Below are 16,212 nucleotides of genomic sequence, written 5' to 3' on the forward strand. Positions count from 1 at the left end.
GTGGTCTGGCCACTCATAACCTTTACCTTACAAAAAAAATAGGGCTACGTAAAGAAAAAACTGCTTTTCTTTGAGAAAAGCAGTCAAGTTTCTATTGTTTTGCATATAATGGCCGTTTTTTGATTGCGATTTTCAACTACTCCATGAATTTCAAGAATTGCCTGCGGTTCCAAAAGCAGATTATATTTTGCATACTCCACCGGAAATAGAGTCACAGAAACGGGCCCTGTCTCATCCATTAACGTCAGGAATGCCATAGCATCACCTTTTTTTGTTCGGATCCGCTTCACCTCATCCACCATACCTAAGACAGTAACCGATTCTCGGTCACGTTTGGTTTTCAGCGATTTCAATTCTTGAAATTTTTTCTGGCGCTGTTCTTTCTCGCGTTCAATCGGATGCTTGGACAAGTAAAACCCAAGAACTTCTTTCTCGTAATCAAGTTTCAAGGTTTCTGGCATCGCAGTGGCCTTTGTGTATTTTGGCTTCATAAAGCTGGATCCCATGTCATCAAACAAACCGGGATCTTCAGTCGGCTTGACGAGTTCAGCGTGTTTAATGGCGCTGTCAAGCGATGCCAGCAAAACACTGCGGTCGTGGCCGAACTCATCAAGAGCACCTGCCTTGATCAGCGGTTCGAAGGATTTTCGGTTAAAATGCAAAGCAGAAATGCGTTCAGCAATATTGAACAAACTGCTGAATGGTCCGTCTTCTCTGGCAGCAAGCAATGCCCTAATGGTCGTTCCTGGGACGCCTTTTACCACATTCAACCCAATTCGCACTTGTCCTTGTTCTACAGAAAACGAATGGCGGCTTTGCTGGACCGATGGCGGCAGCAGCGGAATTTTCTTTTCTTTAATTTCCTGCAGCAGCTGTTTGGTTTTTTCTGCATTGCCGGCACTGTTGGTCAATAAGCCGGTATAGAAATAAACCGGATAATGGGTTTTCATGTAGCTCAATTGATAGGAAATAATGCTATAAGCTACCGCATGGCTTTTTGGAAAGCCATAGTCGGCAAAACGGACAATCAAATCATAAACTTCCGCTGCTTCCGCTTCAGTAAATCCTTTTGCCTTTGCTCCACGGACAAAATGCTGTCGTTCTTCGTCGAGAATTTCTCGTTTCTTTTTACTGACGGCTCGGCGTAGCAAATCGGCTTCTCCCAGTGAAAAGCCCGCCATTTTCGCTGCAATGTGCATAATCTGTTCCTGGTATACGATAACTCCGTAAGTTTCGCTTAAAATTGGCTCTAAAATGGGATGGACGTATTTCACGGCCTCCTGTTTGTGTTTCCGTCTGGCATATAACGGAATAAACTCCATCGGACCTGGACGGAACAACGCATTGACAGCGACAATATCGCCAAAAGCCGTTGGTTTGATTTGCTGGAGAGCACGCCGCATGCCATCAGACTCTAGCTGAAAGACGCCAGTTGTATCCCCTGCTGCCAATAATTTATACGTTTCTTCATCTTGGAGTGGGATGTTCCGGTAGTCTATCCGTTTTTTTGTATCCCAATACACGAGCCCTCTGATCTGTTCAAGAATTGTTAAATTGCGCAGACCGAGAAAATCCATTTTCAACAAGCCTATCGCTTCCAGTTCCTGCATGGGCCATTGCGTCAAGTATATGCCTTCGTTTCCTTTTTCAATCGGGACATGCTCAACTAACGGGGTTGGACTCAAAATCACACCCGCTGCATGCGTAGAGGCATGGCGCGGCAAGCCTTCCAATTTTAAAGCAGTCTTGAACCAGGATTTGCGCTCTTCCCGCTCTACAATCCAACTGTTCAATGCAGGTGAATCCTTTAAGGCCGAGCGAAGTGTCGTTCCCAGGCGGTTTGGAATCATTTTAGAGATGGCTTCGAGTTCTTCCGCTTCAAAACCAAACACCCGTGCGGTGTCCCGGGCAACAGCCTTGGCGGACAAAGTGCCAAATGTAATAATCTGCGCCGTTCGAACCGTACCGTATTTTTTCGCGACATAGTCTACAACTTCTTGGCGTCTATGGTCAGCAAAATCAATGTCAATATCCGGCAATGTAACTCGTTCTGGATTTAAAAAACGCTCAAAAAGCAAACCATGTTCAAGAGGGTCTACGTCGGTAATCTTCAACGAGTAGGCCACAAGCGAACTGGCCGAAGATCCACGGCCTGGACCTGTCATAATATCCTGGTCTCTGGCGTACTTCATGAAATCCGCAACAATCAGGAAATAATCAATAAAACCCATTGTTGCGATTACCGATAGCTCATAATCCAGTCGATCCTGGTAAGACGTTGAAAAGCCGGGTACCCGCTCTGACAATCCCCTTTTGCACAGCTCGGCAATGTAAGCAGCTTTGTCGGTTTCCTGGGGCAGCGGAAACACCGGGAGCAGTTGGCGATTCATCGGAATTGTTACCTGACAGCTTTTCAGCAGATTGGCTGTGCACTCGAGCCATTCTGGACGGTCTGCGAACCAAGAAGCAAATTCTGTAAGGCTAGGGACGTAAGCACTGAGATGCTCTGGCTTCTGCCTTTGGGGATCATTTAATTTTAAGCCTTGGCCGATTGCAGAAGCTACCTCATAAGCAAAGGCATCATGCTCTGTCAAATAGCGGCTTTCGTGTGTTGCCATAATCGGCAGTGCTATGCTTTTGCAGACTTCAGCAAATGCCGATTCCTGATCTGACAGGATTCCACCCGGCCGTTCAATACTGCCAAACGCTTTTGAACCAAAAAGCTTTTTTATGTATTCAAACACCGGCGTGCGGTCTGTCAACAGCCACTCGATCTTATTCGGAACAACGCAAATCAACCCTTCCCGGTAAGCTTTCAGCCATTGTTCCGGAATGGATTCTTTGTCTCTTGTCGCCAACGCACTCGAGATCTTTAAGAGATTGCTGTAGCCTTTATTCGACTGGGCGTACAATACAACCGGATAAGACTGTTCTTCATACTCGATAAATGCCGAAAGGCCGACTACCCCATGGATGCCGGCACGTTGGCAGGCTTCCCAAAACGGAAGAATGCCATACAGTTTCGTATTAACGATTGCAGCGGAAACGGCTCCTTGTTCCTTCAAATACGGGAAAAGTTGGTCAAGGCGCACCGTACTTTTCAGCAAATCAGCCGATGTGCTTATATGCGGATAAACCATTGACACACTCCTCCTCTTTATTTTGCGGCAGCACAGATTTCAGCAAGACGCTGAATTACCCGGTCCGCCTCTTCCCAAGAATAAGCCGTTGCGCCGGAAGCCATTGGATGGCCACCGCCACCAAACTCTTTTGCTAAGGTATTGATGACTGGACCTTTAGAACGCAAACGCACCCGAATTTCAGTATCTTCTTCAATTAAAATAACCCAAGCTTTCATGCCTTTGACATTGCCAAGTGAACCGACCAGCAAAGAAGTATCCGTTGCTGTAACATCAAATTCTTTTAGGATATCTTTGGTGATTTTGACATGAGCCGCTCCATTTTCATCCATTTTAAAATTTTGGTACATATAGCCTTGCAAATGCAATAATTTGCGATCCATCTCGTACATGCCGTTGTGCAAGGCATTGCGGTCAAAATCGTATTTGATCAGTTCACCTGCGATTGCAAAAGTTTTTTGTGTGGTGCTTGGAAAAAGAAAGCGGCCGGTGTCTCCGATAATTCCTGCATACAGCAAACGTGCTCCTTTTGAAGATAAGGTCCAACCTTCGTGTTCGCGTCCATAAGCGAATAACTCATAGACCAGTTCAGATGCTGAGCTGGCAGTTGTGTCAACGGAGATAATATCGCCGTAGGCATCATCATTCGGATGATGATCAATTTTAATGAGCTTAGCGCCCATTTTGTAGCGCTGATCATCCACGCGCTCTGTATTGGCGGTATCGGTCACGATAACCAATGCTCCTTCAAAATCCTGATCTTCTACCTGATCAGGAAAATCCAGAAAGTCCATCGTATAGTCGTGTGTGCCTGCAGCCAAAATACGTTTGTCTGGAAAATTTTGTTCCAATAAGTATTTCAATCCAAGCTGCGACCCGTATGCATCCGGATCCGGACGCACGTGGCGATGAATAATAATGGTGCTGTATTGCTTAATTGTGTCGATGATTTGACTGTTCATTTCCGAGTTCCTCCATTTTATAAGGAAATCCATTCGCAATTTTGCTCAGTTCTCAGTACAATGATAATGAGTTTTGGAATTCAGGAGGTCCCTATGTTAATATTCGTTGTTTTAATCATTGTATCATTTGTTATTTATTTTTATAACAAAACAAAGCAATTCCGTACACGCACTGTTTTGCCCATTCGAAAAAAATGGTATGCTGCTCGTGCATCAATGGCGTTGGGAAGCTTTTTGGCCCTTTTCGGCATCAACCAGCTGTTCGTATTTCAAAGTGCGATCACGTACATTGTTTCAGCCGTTTTCATCGTACTTGGAGTGGCTCTCGTTTATTACAATTACAAAGCGTCCCGGCATTATCAGACATTTCTTGAAGAAGAAGCAGATTTAAACCCGTAAGCCACTTATCCAGGATAGAATATTTTAGGCAGCAGAAACACTCAGTCATGAGTGATTCTGCTGCCTTTTTTACTGTTGGAGAGGAATCTCAGTTTATCGATCCAGTAACTGGAATGTTAACATAGCCTTGCCCACGATTTCGTGATCAAGAGACACATCAACTTCAACTTTTGCAGACTTCCGGCTGATGTCCAAAATATTCGGATGGACAAACACTACGGCATCCAGCTGAACCGGTTTTAAGAAGTAGATTGAAATGTTTTCCAGTACACTATCTTTTCGATTTTTTGTTTTTAGAGCCGCTCCTGCAGCTTCCGTGAGAATCATTGTATACGCGCCGTGAGAAATTGAACCATAGGCATTGGTCATTTGTGGTGTGACTCGAAATTCCAATACTAGTTTATCATTGGACTGTTGATGCAGCTGGCTTTTGATGATGTCGTCGATGGTTTCACCCTGCTGCGGCTGACGTTGAGCAGTTTGGATTGCTTTCAATACATCCTGTCTGCTGATGACGCCTTTCAACTTGCCATGATCATCTGCAACTGGCATCAAATCAATGCCTTCCCAAATCATACGATGTCCTGCCGCGGCGACGCTAGTTTGCATAGAGACCGTGATGGGATCTTTGGTCATCACTTTTTCGACGATCTCAGTAGGCGGATGCCCAATCACGTCACGAGAAGTAATGATGCCGACCAATTTATTCGACTGATCGACCACCGGAAAACCGCCGTGTGTCGTTTCTTCATTCAATTCATGATATCTTCTGATTGGTTCTTTTACTTTTAAATACGCTGTCACTTCAAGTGGGATCAAAATATCTTCTATTAGAAGAATTTCTTTTTTGATTAATTGGTCGTAAATGGCCCGATTAATCATCGTTGCCACGGTAAAAGTATCGTAGCTAGTTGAAATAACCGGCAGTTCAAACTCATCTGCCAGCTTCTTCACTCCTTCGGATGCTTCAAATCCCCCTGTTACCAACACGGCTGCACCTGCACGAAGCGCATATTCATGTGCTTTGTAGCGATTGCCGACAATCAGCAAATTGCCTGCTTCTGTATAGCGCATCATGTCTTCAAGCTGCATCGCGCCAATCACGAATTTGTTTAAAGATTTATGCAATCCAGCTCTTCCCCCGAGCACTTGCCCGTCAACGATGTTGACGATTTCTGCATAGGTCAGCCGCTCAATATTTTCTTTCTTTTTGCGTTCAATCCGAATGGTTCCGACACGTTCAATGGTCGACACCAACCGTTTCGTTTCCGCTTCTTTGATAGCCCGGTAAGCAGTCCCTTCACTCACCTGAAGCTCTTTGGCAATGCGCCGCACCGAAATTTTTTCGCCGACGGCCAAGGTCTCTATATAATCCAATATCTGTTCATGTTTAGTCGCCATGATTTCACCCATTCTTTCTGCGTTCATGTACCTAATAGTGTAGCATAATTCAATGAAATGTGGAGGTGGCCGCTCAGTTCCGACAGGCATAAGGCGATCCAGCAGAGTGGTGCTCTATGCCACACTGCTGGATTGACTTATGTCCCGAGGAATTGGCCACCGCAACTGGACAATTAGAAAAGTGGAGGTGGCCTGATGGAAGGTAACCTATGAGCGCGACTTCCTGTCGCAAAGGTTACCATATTCACTTCCTGTGGACCTCCTGTGCATTTGGCAATCGAGTGAAACAGTTGGATAGAAAACAAAAACACCCAAAAAGCCAAGGCTCTCTGGGTGTTGTCCGTAATTATAATTCAATGCCGCCGCCTGGCTGCAGGATGTTGACTTCTGCATTTTTGACCAAGGACTTGAAGTGTTCGGGATCCTGTTTGATGGGTGGGAAAGTATCATAGTGTACGGGAACTACAACTTTAGGGTTTAACAGCTCAACTGCGTAAGCTGCATCTTCCGGCCCCATTGTGAAAAAGTCACCGATTGGCACGAAGGCTACATCAATGTCGTTAAGTTTGCCGAGAATTTCCATATCGCCAAACACTTCGGTATCTCCGGCATGATAAATTGTTTTGCCTTCTGCTTTAAAGAGAATCCCGGCTGGCATGCCGCCATAAATTGCTTCGCCATCTTCGGTTGTATATGAAGAACTATGGAATGCTTTTGTAAATTTTACTGTACCAAAATCAAATTCATGTGCACCGCCTAAGTTCATGCCAACTGCATTGACTCCTTGGCTTCCTAAGTAGTTAGCCAGTTCGACTGGTGCAACTACTTGTGCGTTATTGCTTTTTGCCAGTTCAATCGTATCCCCCACATGATCGTTGTGGGCATGCGTCAAAAGAATGGCATTTGGCTTTTCATCGGCCACTTTCAAATCCGTCAATTCGTTTCCGTTAATGAATGGATCAATTAGGATCGTGAAGTCGCCTGTTTTAATTTTTACAACTGAATGTCCGTGATATGAAATGTGCATACTATCCCTCCAATGAGTTTGTTATTGATTGTTGGAAATGTAAAAATGTTCATTTGTAATGATACCGATTTTATTATGGATATTCCACAATCTTGCTCTGTTTCCGACATGCAGGAACACGGCAGGATTTCATGAAATACTTGCAAATGGCAGCTAGTAGTTTGATTCGCAGCTGATTTATCCCCTGATTTTTGATATGCTACACATGTAGAGGAGGAGTACATATGACCAAAATCAAGCAATTACAAAATTATTTAAAAGAACAGTCAATTGACGTTGCGTTTATTACCGATCCCTTTAACGTCTTTTATGTCAGCGGCTTCCAAAGCAACCCACACGAACGCCTATTGGGGGTGATGGTATTCGCTGAAGCAGAACCTTTCCTGATTTGTCCGAAGATGGAAATGCCGGATGCAAAAAACGCCGGATGGACCGGCGAAATTGTAGGCCACGAAGACACGCAAAATTCGATGGAAATTTTATACAACACCGCGCAATCTCGTGGAATCGAGTTGAAAACCATGGCCATAGAAAAAAACCATATGACAGTTGACCGCTATGATGCCATCCTTTCGTTTTTTGGTTCACTCGAAATTATGAAGCTGGACGATCAGTTGAATGCCATGCGCGTCATCAAAGACGAAACAGAACTTCAGATTTTGCGTGAAGCAGCTGCACTGGCCGATTATGCCATCGAAGTCGCTGCTAAAACAATTAAAGAAGGCATCACTGAAATTGAAGTGATGACAGAAATTGAATTGTCATTAAAAAAACGCGGAGTGACTCATATGTCGTTCGATACGACCGTGTTGACAGGCGACAAAGCCGCTTCGCCTCACGGAAAAACCGGCGACCGAAAACTGCAAAATGGTGACTTGGTGCTGTTCGATCTTGGGGTTGTCCACAAAGGCTATTGCTCAGATATCACCCGCACATTGGCGCTCGGTGAACCTGGTGAAGAACAAAAAGCCGTTTATGATATCGTTCTGCAGGCTGAACTGGCTGCACTGAAAGCGGTCAAACCGGGTGTCACGGCAGCTGAGCTGGACCAGATTTCCCGCAAAGTCATTACAGATGCAGGATATGGTGAGTATTTCACACACCGCCTCGGCCATGGCCTTGGCATATCCGTTCACGAATTCCCTTCTATTCACGGAGCCAATCCAATGAAAATGGATAAAGGAATGGTCTTTACACTGGAACCCGGCATTTATGTTCCCGGCAAAGTTGGTGTCCGCATCGAAGATGATGTGGTCGTTACAGAAGACGGCTACGAAGTCTTGACAAAATTTCCAAAGGAACTTCAAATCATTACAAACTAACATCAAAAACGGCGCCGGAATCTTTCCGGCGCCGTTTTATTCCCCTAAAACATCTTCGACTGATTTGTACTCCAGTCCTTGGTCTAAAGCTACAGCCTCATATGTTACATAGCCAGCCAGCGTATTGATGCCTTTTTTTAAGGCATCATTGTCACGTACCGCCTGGACCAACCCTTTATTGGCAATTTGAACTGCATATGGCACCGTGACATTCGTTAAGCCAATCGTAGAAGTTCTTGGAACGGCTCCTGGCATATTTGCTACTGCATAGTGGACAACTCCGTGCTTTACATATGTCGGTGCATCATGAGTCGTGACACGGTCGCTGGTCTCAAAAATCCCGCCTTGGTCAATAGCAATATCTACTACAACGGATCCAGGCTTCATGGACTTGATCATGTCTACCGTCACCAGTTTGGGTGCCTTTGCTCCAGGAATTAGCACCGCACCAATAACAAGATCTGCTTTTTTTACAGATTCGGCAATATTCAATGGATTGGATATCAATGTTTGGACATCCTGGCCAAACTGATCGTCCAGTTGGCGCAGGCGGTCCGGATTTAAATCCAGTATCGTAACATTTGCACCCATTCCAACTGCTATTTTGGCAGCATTGGTCCCCGCAACTCCCGCACCAATCACACACACTTTGCCGCGCCCAACACCCGGAATTCCGCCAAGCAAAATTCCTGCACCGCCGTGTATCTTTTCAAGAAATTGAGCTCCGATCTGCGTAGACATCCGGCCTGCTACTTCGCTCATCGGCGTCAGCAAAGGCAGGGAACCGTTCGGCAACTGAACGGTCTCATAAGCAATGCCGGTCACTTTTGCACGCAGCAGCGCTTGCGTCAATTGTTTTTCTGGAGCCAAATGCAAATAAGTGAATAAGATCAGCCCTTCACGAAAATAGCGGTATTCTTCCGGTTCCGGTTCTTTTACTTTCATGACCATTTCCTGCGCCCATGCCTCTTCGGCCGTGGCAGCGATTTTTGCTCCAGCAACTCGGTAATGTTCGTCAGTAAATCCTGAACCAAGTCCAGCTCCCGCCTGAATATATACGGTGTGATTATACTGTTTTAAATGGACTACACCCGCCGGAGTCATCGCAATTCGGTTTTCATTGTTTTTTACTTCTGTCGGTACGCCAATTCGCATCTCGAAACCCTCCATTTTATCGTTAGTAGGATCCGTTAATTATCTATAAGAATTTTCTGAAATCACTTATATTTTAGCAGAAATTAAAGATTTCTGCTCCAAATTGCTACTTTTATACTTGTAAACACTCTATATACAGGGGGCAATAGTCGCCATTAATTAGACAAAAAATTCACTAAATTAAGTTCAATTTAGCAGGAACCTTAAAACTTATAGCGAATTGTTTATAGTGAGAGACAAAAGGAGGAATTTAGGATGACATTAAAGTACAGTCAAATTCTAGTTGCAGTCGACGGTTCCAAAGAAGCAGAATGGGCATTTAAAAAGTCAGTTGGCATCGCCAAGCGGAACCACGCTACATTAAATTTGGTGAACGTCATCGATACCCGGTCATTCGCAGCCATCGAAGCGTACGATCGATCAATTGCTGACCGCGCTCAAAAATTTGCGGAAGATTTATTGGACGACTACAAAAAAGAAGCTTTAGCTGCCGGTGTTGAAAAAGTGAACATCGTAGTCGATTACGGTTCTCCGAAAACCATGATTTCGCGTGACTTGGCTCAAAAAGTAGAAGCTGACCTTATTATTTGCGGTGCAACCGGATTAAATGCTGTAGAACGCTTCTTAATCGGCAGTGTCTCTGAACACATTGTCCGTTCGGCAAAATGCGATGTTTTGGTTGTACGTACAGAAGAAGCTCAGGACGATGCACCGGATGAATATTATTCTGAAGACAAATCTGGCAAGCCTGAAAACTTTTAAACTGATAAATAAAATGGGTTTGGCATCATAAGCTACAAACAATCTCACTCACACCGAAAGACCATCAGGGCTCTTGCTTGATGGTCTTTTGGGACTTGATTTCGATTAAGCACTAATTCAAATATTACAAAGGAGCTGAAGATCATGATCAGCAAAGTTGGGCAAGTTATGCTGTATGTCAACGACCAAGACGAAGCCTTAAATTTTTGGACAAAAAAACTAGGATTTTCTATAGTGGCTGAAGAAAATACCCACGGAATGAGATGGATTGAAATTGCACCGTCAGAAGGTGCCGAAACAAATATTATTCTACATAACAAAGAAGCCGTTGCCAGGATGTCGCCTGGAGTAAATCTAGACACTCCCTCCTTAATGTTTTTCACTGAAAATGCTGAAGAGCTGCACCAAAAGTTTTCAGATCAAAGCATCACCGTTGGAGATATAGTGGACATGCCATCAGGCAAAGTGTTTAATTTTGCCGACAGTGAAAACAATTACTTTGCCGTCATGGAAAAATAAATTCAAGTAGTGTTTAAAAGCCAATTTTGAAAGAAGAGGTTTTGGAATGAGTACATTCCAAAACCTCTTCTTTGCTCGATTAAGATTTAATTTTAATGACAATTTTTCCGCGGGCATGATGAGATTCACTTAGTTCATGCGCATCTTTCAATCCCTGCTCCGTAAAATCAAAAACATGGCCAATTGTCGGTTTCAGTTCTCCCGAAACGTATAAGTTTGCCAGCTTTTGCAATTGTTCACCGCTCGGTTCCAACCAAAAATTACTGGCTTTCACACCGTATTCTTCAGCTTTTTCAGCAGAAGGCTGTCCGGCAATTGAAATCAGTTTCCCGCCTTTTTTCAGCACTTTAAAACTTTTGTCTAAAACATCTCCACCCATCGTATCCAGTACCGCATCGAAATCTTCCAGCAGTTCGCTGAAGTCTTCTTCACTGTAATTGATTACCCGGTTTGCTCCAAGCGACTTGACCAACTCATCATTTTTGTCGCTTGCTGTTGTTGCTACGTAAGCACCAATGCTATTGGCAATTTGGATGGCCATGCTGCCGACTCCGCCTGCTCCTGCATGAATCAGCACTTTGTCCCCTTTTTTTACTTCTGCAAAGCCTACAAGGCATTGGTAGGCAGTCAATCCAGTCAACGGAATAGCTGCTCCTTCTTCAAAGCTCATGCTTTCTGGCATATGTGCCAAAAGCTCCATTTCAACCGGAACAAACTCTGCATATGTTCCCTGGCGTGTGGTGGCAGGTCTAGCGAATACCCGATCTCCCACACTGTAATGCTTAACGTTTTTGCCAACCTCAGCAATTACCCCTGCTGCGTCCCAACCTAAAATAATCGGAAATTCCCATGGCAGCATTTCCTGCAAATATCCTTCACGCAATTTCCAGTCAATCGGATTGATGGACGTGGCATGGATTTCCACAAGTACTTGGTTTTCATTGATAGCCGGTTTCTCCAGCTCTCTTTCTTTCAGTTGTTCCTTGCCTCCGTAATTGTCGATGACGATTGCTTTCATGTCACATCTCCCCTTCCAATATGTTCAACGAGATTCTTTACAAAATCAGTATACCTTACTAAAAGCAGAAGAGCGCTTTGCAGCACTTGTGCTTTCGGATAGTTCGATTCCAAAGCTGATTGACGCACATTATGGTATTATTAATGCTGTTCGCTTAAAGAGGTTCGCAAACTCCCTCTCTAAAAAACTAAGGAGTGTTTTAGATGAAAAATGAAAAAGCGGTCGTCGTTTTCAGCGGCGGCCAAGACAGCACCACTTGCCTGTTTTGGGCTATGAAAAATTTTAAAGAAGTTGCAACGGTCACATTTGATTACGGCCAGCGCCATTCAGCCGAAATCGAATGTGCCCGAAAAATCGCTGAAGAACTTGGCGTCTCGTTCAAAGTGCTGGATATGACTTTGATCAATCAACTGTCTGCGAATGCGCTGACACGGGACGACATTGAAGTGACCGCCGAGGAAGGCGAATTGCCTTCCACTTTCGTACCGGGCAGAAACTTGCTGTTCTTATCTTTTGCAGCAGTTTATGCAGATGCGATCGGTTCCCGGCATTTGATCACCGGCGTCAGCCAAACCGATTTCAGCGGCTACCCAGACTGCCGTGACACTTTTATCCGTTCCTTAAACGTTACATTGAATTTGGCAATGGACAAGCAGTTTATCATCCATACCCCGTTAATGTGGCTGGATAAAGCCGATGTGTGGGAACTTTCCGATACGCTGGATGCTCTTGATTTTGTCCAAGAAAAAACTTTGACTTGCTACAACGGCATTCCGAGCACTGGGTGCGGCGAATGTCCATCCTGCATATTGCGCAACGAAGGCCTTGCCCGCTACCAGGCGAAAAAATCGGCAGGTGCTGTCGAATGATGCAGCAATTTTACCCAACCACTGCACACGACTTTCAATTCGAACTCAACAAAGACCTGCATTTTTCTGCCGCGCATTTTATTCCAAGTGAAGATGCAGGAAAATGCCAAGTCATGCATGGCCATACGTATCACCTCAACATTACCATTGCTGGCAATGAGCTTGATGCGACTGGCTTTTTGATTGATTTTAAATTAGTGAAACAACTGATTCACAAAAAATACGACCACAGCGTCTTGAACGACCATCCGGAATTTACGAACAAATTTCCAACCACTGAACTTCTTGCTCAGCAGGTGTGGCAATCGATTCAACAAGTATTGAAGACAAAAAGCAACCAGCCGAATTGCCTGCAAGTGATTGTTCGCGAAACGCCAACGAGCTATGTGGTGTTCCGTCCGCGCAAGGAGGAACTGTTATGAAAATCCCTGTCATGGAAATCTTCGGTCCAACGATACAAGGCGAAGGCATGGTCATGGGACAAAAAACCATGTTTGTGCGAACCGCCGGATGCGACTATTCCTGTTCCTGGTGTGATTCAAAATTCACATGGGACGGTACGGGAACCAGTGTTTCCAAACAGCCTGCTGAGATTGTCGAAGAGCTTATCCAAACCGGAGGCGCAGCATTTTCACACGTCACTATTTCAGGTGGCAATCCCGCTCTTCATAAAGGCATTGGTGAATTGGTCGAGCTGTGCCATCAACAAGGTTGGAAAGTGGCCGTTGAAACCCAAGGGTCAATTTGGCAAGACTGGCTGACTAACATCGACGACATCACCTTGTCGCCAAAGCCGCCCAGCTCTGGAATGAAGACGGATTTTGTGAAACTCGATTTGTTTATGGAAAAGCTGCAGCATGCCAACGTCAGTTTGAAGGTTGTGGTGTTTGACCAGCACGATTTTGCCTATGCAGAAGAGCTTCATCAGCGGTATCCAGCGGTTCCATTTTTCTTGCAGACCGGCAACGAAGATACAGTTACAACGGATGATGCCCAGCTGGTTTCCGACTTGCTGCATCGTTATGAGCAATTAATCGATTACCACGTTCGTTCACCTATCATGAATGACGCCAAAGTATTGCCGCAATTGCATACCTTGGTGTGGGGAAATAAACGCGGCGTTTAATCCTTTTGCGGTTCACTCTCTATATCCTAAAAATATAAAGCCCCTGCCTAAACTTTTTATTAAGTTTGGGCAGGGGCTTTTCATTTTATGCTTTTTTGACAAATTCCGATTTCAATTTCATAGCGCCAAAGCCATCTATTTTGCAGTCGATGTCGTGGTCGCCTTCGACCAGCCGGATGCTTTTTACTTTCGTACCAATTTTCAAAGTCGATGAACTGCCTTTGACTTTCAGGTCTTTGATGACGGTAACAGCGTCTCCATCTTGCAATGGCGTGCCGTTTGCATCTTTCACAATCTTTTCTTGTTCTGAGCTGTCAGCTTCTGCAAGCGGACTCCATTCATGTGCGCATTCAGGGCATACCAGCAAACTGCCGTCTTCGTAAATATATTCAGAATTGCATTTAGGGCAATTAGGTAAAGTTTTCATTTGTTGTTTTCCTCCAAGCGGCCTTTCGACGGCATATATGCAAATAAGACCAATCTTTTTTATTAGTATACCAGACTCCGTTATAAAGAAGTCCACGTTATTTTACGATCAGTACAGGGCAATTCACTCCATTCACGACTTTGCGGCTAACGCTGCCCAACACCATTTCGGATAACGCATTTAATCCTCTGCTGCCAATGACAACCAGGTCAAAATTTCTTTCGTTTGCCAGTTCAATAATCGCCGGTGCCGGTCGGCCATGCAAAATTTCAGTTTTGTAATAGATTTTTTCGCGTTCAAAGGCCTCTCGGATAGGCTGGGTTTTTTTCTTGCGCGACAGTTCAAATTCTATCGGGCCGCCATCATGAACTTCTTCATTGCTGTCTTCATTAAAATCCGAAACGTAGACAATCGTTACTTCAGCTCCTTTGACCAACGAGGCCAATTGCGCAGCTTGCGTGCCAGCTCGTATCGAAGTTTCCGAACCGTCTGCAGCCAATAAAATTGATTTGTACATAATATCTACTCCTCGACTGTTTTTTTCCAAGTCGCAGCAGGATAAGAGTCTATATGCAATACTATTCGACTCATCCGATCGATTTCCTCCATTCCTTCAAAAAAGCAGGTGATTAACTGCATCACCTGCTTCTCCCAGCATTTTTATTTTGCTTCTTTATACGTCAAGGTCTTTCCAGTAAAGCCGAACAAGACAGTCAATAATGGCGATAACAGGCAGAAGAATGCGAATGGCAAGTAATCGAGCGTTGAAACGCCGATGACGCCCGTAATAAAGATGCCGCAAACACTCCATGGGACAAGCGGGTTGACCACAGTTCCTGCGTCTTCCATCACACGGCTCAAGTTTTTGCCGGCAAGCCCCACTTTATCGTATGGTTCTTTAAAAGCTTGTCCTGTCAGCAGAATTGACAGATATTGCTCCCCTATCAAGATGTTGATGCCGATCGCCGTTAATGCAGAAGCGGCAATGACAGAAGAGACTTTCTTCAGCAGGCTTTCCACTTTTGCCAGCAGGCATTGCACAATTCCTAACGTGAACAGCAATCCGCCCATGCTAAGCGCAAGCAGCACCAAAGCAACCGTGAACATCATGCTCTCCATTCCCCCACGCGACAGCAAAGAATCGATTTCCTCTATCCCCGTCGAGGAGACATAGCCGCTGAACAAGACTGAAAATAGCTCAGAAGCTGTTGAACTTTGATGCAAAAATGAAATGAGTATTGCAGTCACTGAACTTACTGCCAGCGTAACCAAAGCCGGCATTCTCCTAATCGTCAGCAGAATGAGCACAACCAGCGGAATGAGCGTATACCAATGGATCATTCCCGTGGCTAACAACCCCTCTTTAAAAGCTGCAACATCTTGAATGCTTGTACCAGCTGACTCTGGAGAAAGCAGCGCGAACAAAATCAAGGTTATCCCAAATGCAGGAATCGTTGTCCATCCCATGTTGCGGATATGTTCAAAAAGATCCACACCGACAATGGTAGAAGACAAGTTTGTGGTGTCCGACAATGGCGACATTTTATCGCCAAAAAATGCTCCCGACACAATCGCTCCGGCCGTTATAGCCAAAGACAGGTCCATTGCGGTCGCCATGCCGATAAAAGCAACGCCGATGGTCGCAACAGTCGTTAGGGAACTGCCAATTGATAAACCAATTAATGATGTCACGATAAAAACAATGGCGTAGAAAAAGGTCATGGAAATGAGCGTAAATCCTGTGTAAATAAGTGTCGGAATGGTCCCGCTGATCATCCAACTGCTGATGAGTATGCCGATGAAGAAAAACAGGAAGACAGCACTCATGCCCGCACCTGCTCCTTCCACCAGCCCCTTTTCCATCTTCCGGTAAGAGACTTTTTTTATGGCTCCGTAAACGAACAAGAGCAAAATCGAAAACAAGATAGGAATATGCGGAACCGATTCAAAGCTGATGATGCTGACACTGATTACCAGAAAAATAAGAGCAGTTAAAATTAGGGCTTCCAGGAATCTGGGTGTGATGACTGACTTAATATTGTGCATAGCAAACTCTCCTTTTCTCTATAAAAAAAGAGAAAACCT

General features: G+C 44.8%; 16 protein-coding genes and 1 riboswitch. Of the genes, 7 read left to right on the forward strand and 9 right to left on the reverse strand.

The genetic code is table 11. From position 1 onward, the window contains the following. Positions 1 to 83: 83 nt before the first annotated feature. Positions 84 to 3,140: a DNA polymerase III subunit alpha gene (gene dnaE / locus AC4EHK_RS10970; protein ID WP_490978818.1), complete on the reverse strand. Its 3,057-nt coding sequence runs from the start codon at positions 3,138 to 3,140 to the stop codon at positions 84 to 86. Between the two features lie 17 nt (positions 3,141 to 3,157). Beyond that, positions 3,158 to 4,102 carry a DHH family phosphoesterase gene (locus tag AC4EHK_RS10975; RefSeq protein WP_490978819.1) on the reverse strand — a complete coding sequence of 315 codons (945 nt, stop codon included), beginning with the start codon at positions 4,100 to 4,102 and terminating at the stop codon, positions 3,158 to 3,160. 93 nt (positions 4,103 to 4,195) lie between these two features. Between AC4EHK_RS10975 and AC4EHK_RS10980 the strand changes: the two genes are divergently transcribed. After that, positions 4,196 to 4,501, forward strand: coding sequence for a YtpI family protein (locus tag AC4EHK_RS10980; RefSeq protein WP_490978820.1), 306 nt, complete (start codon positions 4,196 to 4,198; stop codon positions 4,499 to 4,501). Between the two features lie 93 nt (positions 4,502 to 4,594). Here AC4EHK_RS10980 and AC4EHK_RS10985 read toward each other — a convergent pair whose 3' ends face one another. Continuing rightward, complete coding sequence (locus tag AC4EHK_RS10985; RefSeq protein WP_490978821.1) at positions 4,595 to 5,902, reverse strand: DRTGG domain-containing protein; 1,308 nt, start codon at positions 5,900 to 5,902, stop codon at positions 4,595 to 4,597. 346 nt (positions 5,903 to 6,248) lie between these two features. Next, the gene (locus tag AC4EHK_RS10990; RefSeq protein WP_490978822.1) at positions 6,249 to 6,929 is read right to left on the reverse strand and encodes a metal-dependent hydrolase; all 681 of its coding nucleotides are present in this window, start codon (positions 6,927 to 6,929) and stop codon (positions 6,249 to 6,251) included. Positions 6,930 to 7,153: 224 nt separating this feature from the next. On the opposite strand from AC4EHK_RS10990, the gene AC4EHK_RS10995 reads away from it, so the two are divergent. Further along, on the forward strand, positions 7,154 to 8,251 hold the full coding sequence (locus AC4EHK_RS10995; protein ID WP_490978823.1) for a M24 family metallopeptidase: 1,098 nt from the start codon (positions 7,154 to 7,156) through the stop codon (positions 8,249 to 8,251). Positions 8,252 to 8,287: 36 nt separating this feature from the next. On the opposite strand, the gene ald is transcribed toward AC4EHK_RS10995, so the two are convergent. Beyond that, complete coding sequence (gene ald / locus AC4EHK_RS11000; protein ID WP_490978824.1) at positions 8,288 to 9,406, reverse strand: alanine dehydrogenase; 1,119 nt, start codon at positions 9,404 to 9,406, stop codon at positions 8,288 to 8,290. Between the two features lie 255 nt (positions 9,407 to 9,661). On the opposite strand from ald, the gene AC4EHK_RS11005 reads away from it, so the two are divergent. Both AC4EHK_RS11005 and AC4EHK_RS11010 read left to right on the forward strand, forming a co-directional pair. Beyond that, entirely contained in the window at positions 9,662 to 10,168 is a 507-nt protein-coding gene (locus AC4EHK_RS11005) for a universal stress protein (protein ID WP_490978825.1), read from the forward strand. 144 nt (positions 10,169 to 10,312) lie between these two features. Next, a complete protein-coding gene (locus AC4EHK_RS11010; RefSeq protein ID WP_490978826.1) occupies positions 10,313 to 10,687 on the forward strand; it encodes a VOC family protein in 375 nt (124 codons plus the stop codon). Positions 10,688 to 10,766: 79 nt separating this feature from the next. Here the strand turns inward: AC4EHK_RS11010 and AC4EHK_RS11015 are convergent, their stop codons facing one another. Further along, complete coding sequence (locus tag AC4EHK_RS11015) at positions 10,767 to 11,705, reverse strand: NADP-dependent oxidoreductase (RefSeq protein WP_490978827.1); 939 nt, start codon at positions 11,703 to 11,705, stop codon at positions 10,767 to 10,769. 153 nt (positions 11,706 to 11,858) lie between these two features. Next, positions 11,859 to 11,902, forward strand: a riboswitch (PreQ1 riboswitch). 6 nt (positions 11,903 to 11,908) lie between these two features. Here AC4EHK_RS11015 and queC point away from each other — a divergent pair. Genes queC through queE form a run of 3 tightly spaced genes read left to right on the forward strand, consistent with a single transcriptional unit; the run spans position 11,909 to position 13,700 of the window. Beyond that, a complete protein-coding gene (gene queC, locus AC4EHK_RS11020; RefSeq protein WP_490978828.1) occupies positions 11,909 to 12,574 on the forward strand; it encodes a 7-cyano-7-deazaguanine synthase QueC in 666 nt (221 codons plus the stop codon). Next, on the forward strand, positions 12,571 to 12,996 hold the full coding sequence (queD, locus tag AC4EHK_RS11025; RefSeq protein ID WP_490978829.1) for a 6-carboxytetrahydropterin synthase QueD: 426 nt from the start codon (positions 12,571 to 12,573) through the stop codon (positions 12,994 to 12,996). Before queC ends, queD begins: the two co-directional genes overlap by 4 nt. Continuing rightward, positions 12,993 to 13,700, forward strand: a complete 708-nt coding sequence (queE, locus tag AC4EHK_RS11030) for a 7-carboxy-7-deazaguanine synthase QueE (protein ID WP_490978830.1) — start codon at positions 12,993 to 12,995, stop codon at positions 13,698 to 13,700. The genes queD and queE overlap by 4 nt, the downstream gene beginning before the upstream one ends. A gap of 85 nt (positions 13,701 to 13,785) precedes the next feature. On the opposite strand, the gene AC4EHK_RS11035 is transcribed toward queE, so the two are convergent. From AC4EHK_RS11035 to nhaC, 3 genes are all read right to left on the reverse strand, one after another. Continuing rightward, a complete protein-coding gene (locus AC4EHK_RS11035; RefSeq protein ID WP_490978831.1) occupies positions 13,786 to 14,127 on the reverse strand; it encodes a zinc ribbon domain-containing protein YjdM in 342 nt (113 codons plus the stop codon). 97 nt (positions 14,128 to 14,224) lie between these two features. Beyond that, positions 14,225 to 14,644 carry a universal stress protein gene (locus AC4EHK_RS11040; protein WP_490978832.1) on the reverse strand — a complete coding sequence of 140 codons (420 nt, stop codon included), beginning with the start codon at positions 14,642 to 14,644 and terminating at the stop codon, positions 14,225 to 14,227. Between the two features lie 143 nt (positions 14,645 to 14,787). After that, on the reverse strand, positions 14,788 to 16,173 hold the full coding sequence (gene nhaC / locus AC4EHK_RS11045) for a Na+/H+ antiporter NhaC (protein ID WP_490978833.1): 1,386 nt from the start codon (positions 16,171 to 16,173) through the stop codon (positions 14,788 to 14,790). Positions 16,174 to 16,212: the final 39 nt, after the last annotated feature.

This window comes from Planococcus sp. TJ-307 (assembly GCF_058268435.1).

Bases quoted from the DNA above. Each gene is read 5' to 3' on its own strand.
- dnaE (WP_490978818.1), bottom strand. From the start codon at position 3,140: ATGGTTTATCCGCATATAAGCACATCGGCTGATTTGCTGAAAAGTACG.
- AC4EHK_RS10975 (WP_490978819.1), bottom strand. From the start codon at position 4,102: ATGAACAGTCAAATCATCGACACAATTAAGCAATACAGCACCATTATT.
- AC4EHK_RS10980 (WP_490978820.1), top strand. From the start codon at position 4,196: ATGTTAATATTCGTTGTTTTAATCATTGTATCATTTGTTATTTATTTT.
- AC4EHK_RS10985 (WP_490978821.1), bottom strand. From the start codon at position 5,902: ATGGCGACTAAACATGAACAGATATTGGATTATATAGAGACCTTGGCC.
- AC4EHK_RS10990 (WP_490978822.1), bottom strand. From the start codon at position 6,929: ATGCACATTTCATATCACGGACATTCAGTTGTAAAAATTAAAACAGGC.
- AC4EHK_RS10995 (WP_490978823.1), top strand. From the start codon at position 7,154: ATGACCAAAATCAAGCAATTACAAAATTATTTAAAAGAACAGTCAATT.
- ald (WP_490978824.1), bottom strand. From the start codon at position 9,406: ATGCGAATTGGCGTACCGACAGAAGTAAAAAACAATGAAAACCGAATT.
- AC4EHK_RS11005 (WP_490978825.1), top strand. From the start codon at position 9,662: ATGACATTAAAGTACAGTCAAATTCTAGTTGCAGTCGACGGTTCCAAA.
- AC4EHK_RS11010 (WP_490978826.1), top strand. From the start codon at position 10,313: ATGATCAGCAAAGTTGGGCAAGTTATGCTGTATGTCAACGACCAAGAC.
- AC4EHK_RS11015 (WP_490978827.1), bottom strand. From the start codon at position 11,705: ATGAAAGCAATCGTCATCGACAATTACGGAGGCAAGGAACAACTGAAA.
- queC (WP_490978828.1), top strand. From the start codon at position 11,909: ATGAAAAATGAAAAAGCGGTCGTCGTTTTCAGCGGCGGCCAAGACAGC.
- queD (WP_490978829.1), top strand. From the start codon at position 12,571: ATGATGCAGCAATTTTACCCAACCACTGCACACGACTTTCAATTCGAA.
- queE (WP_490978830.1), top strand. From the start codon at position 12,993: ATGAAAATCCCTGTCATGGAAATCTTCGGTCCAACGATACAAGGCGAA.
- AC4EHK_RS11035 (WP_490978831.1), bottom strand. From the start codon at position 14,127: ATGAAAACTTTACCTAATTGCCCTAAATGCAATTCTGAATATATTTAC.
- AC4EHK_RS11040 (WP_490978832.1), bottom strand. From the start codon at position 14,644: ATGTACAAATCAATTTTATTGGCTGCAGACGGTTCGGAAACTTCGATA.
- nhaC (WP_490978833.1), bottom strand. From the start codon at position 16,173: ATGCACAATATTAAGTCAGTCATCACACCCAGATTCCTGGAAGCCCTA.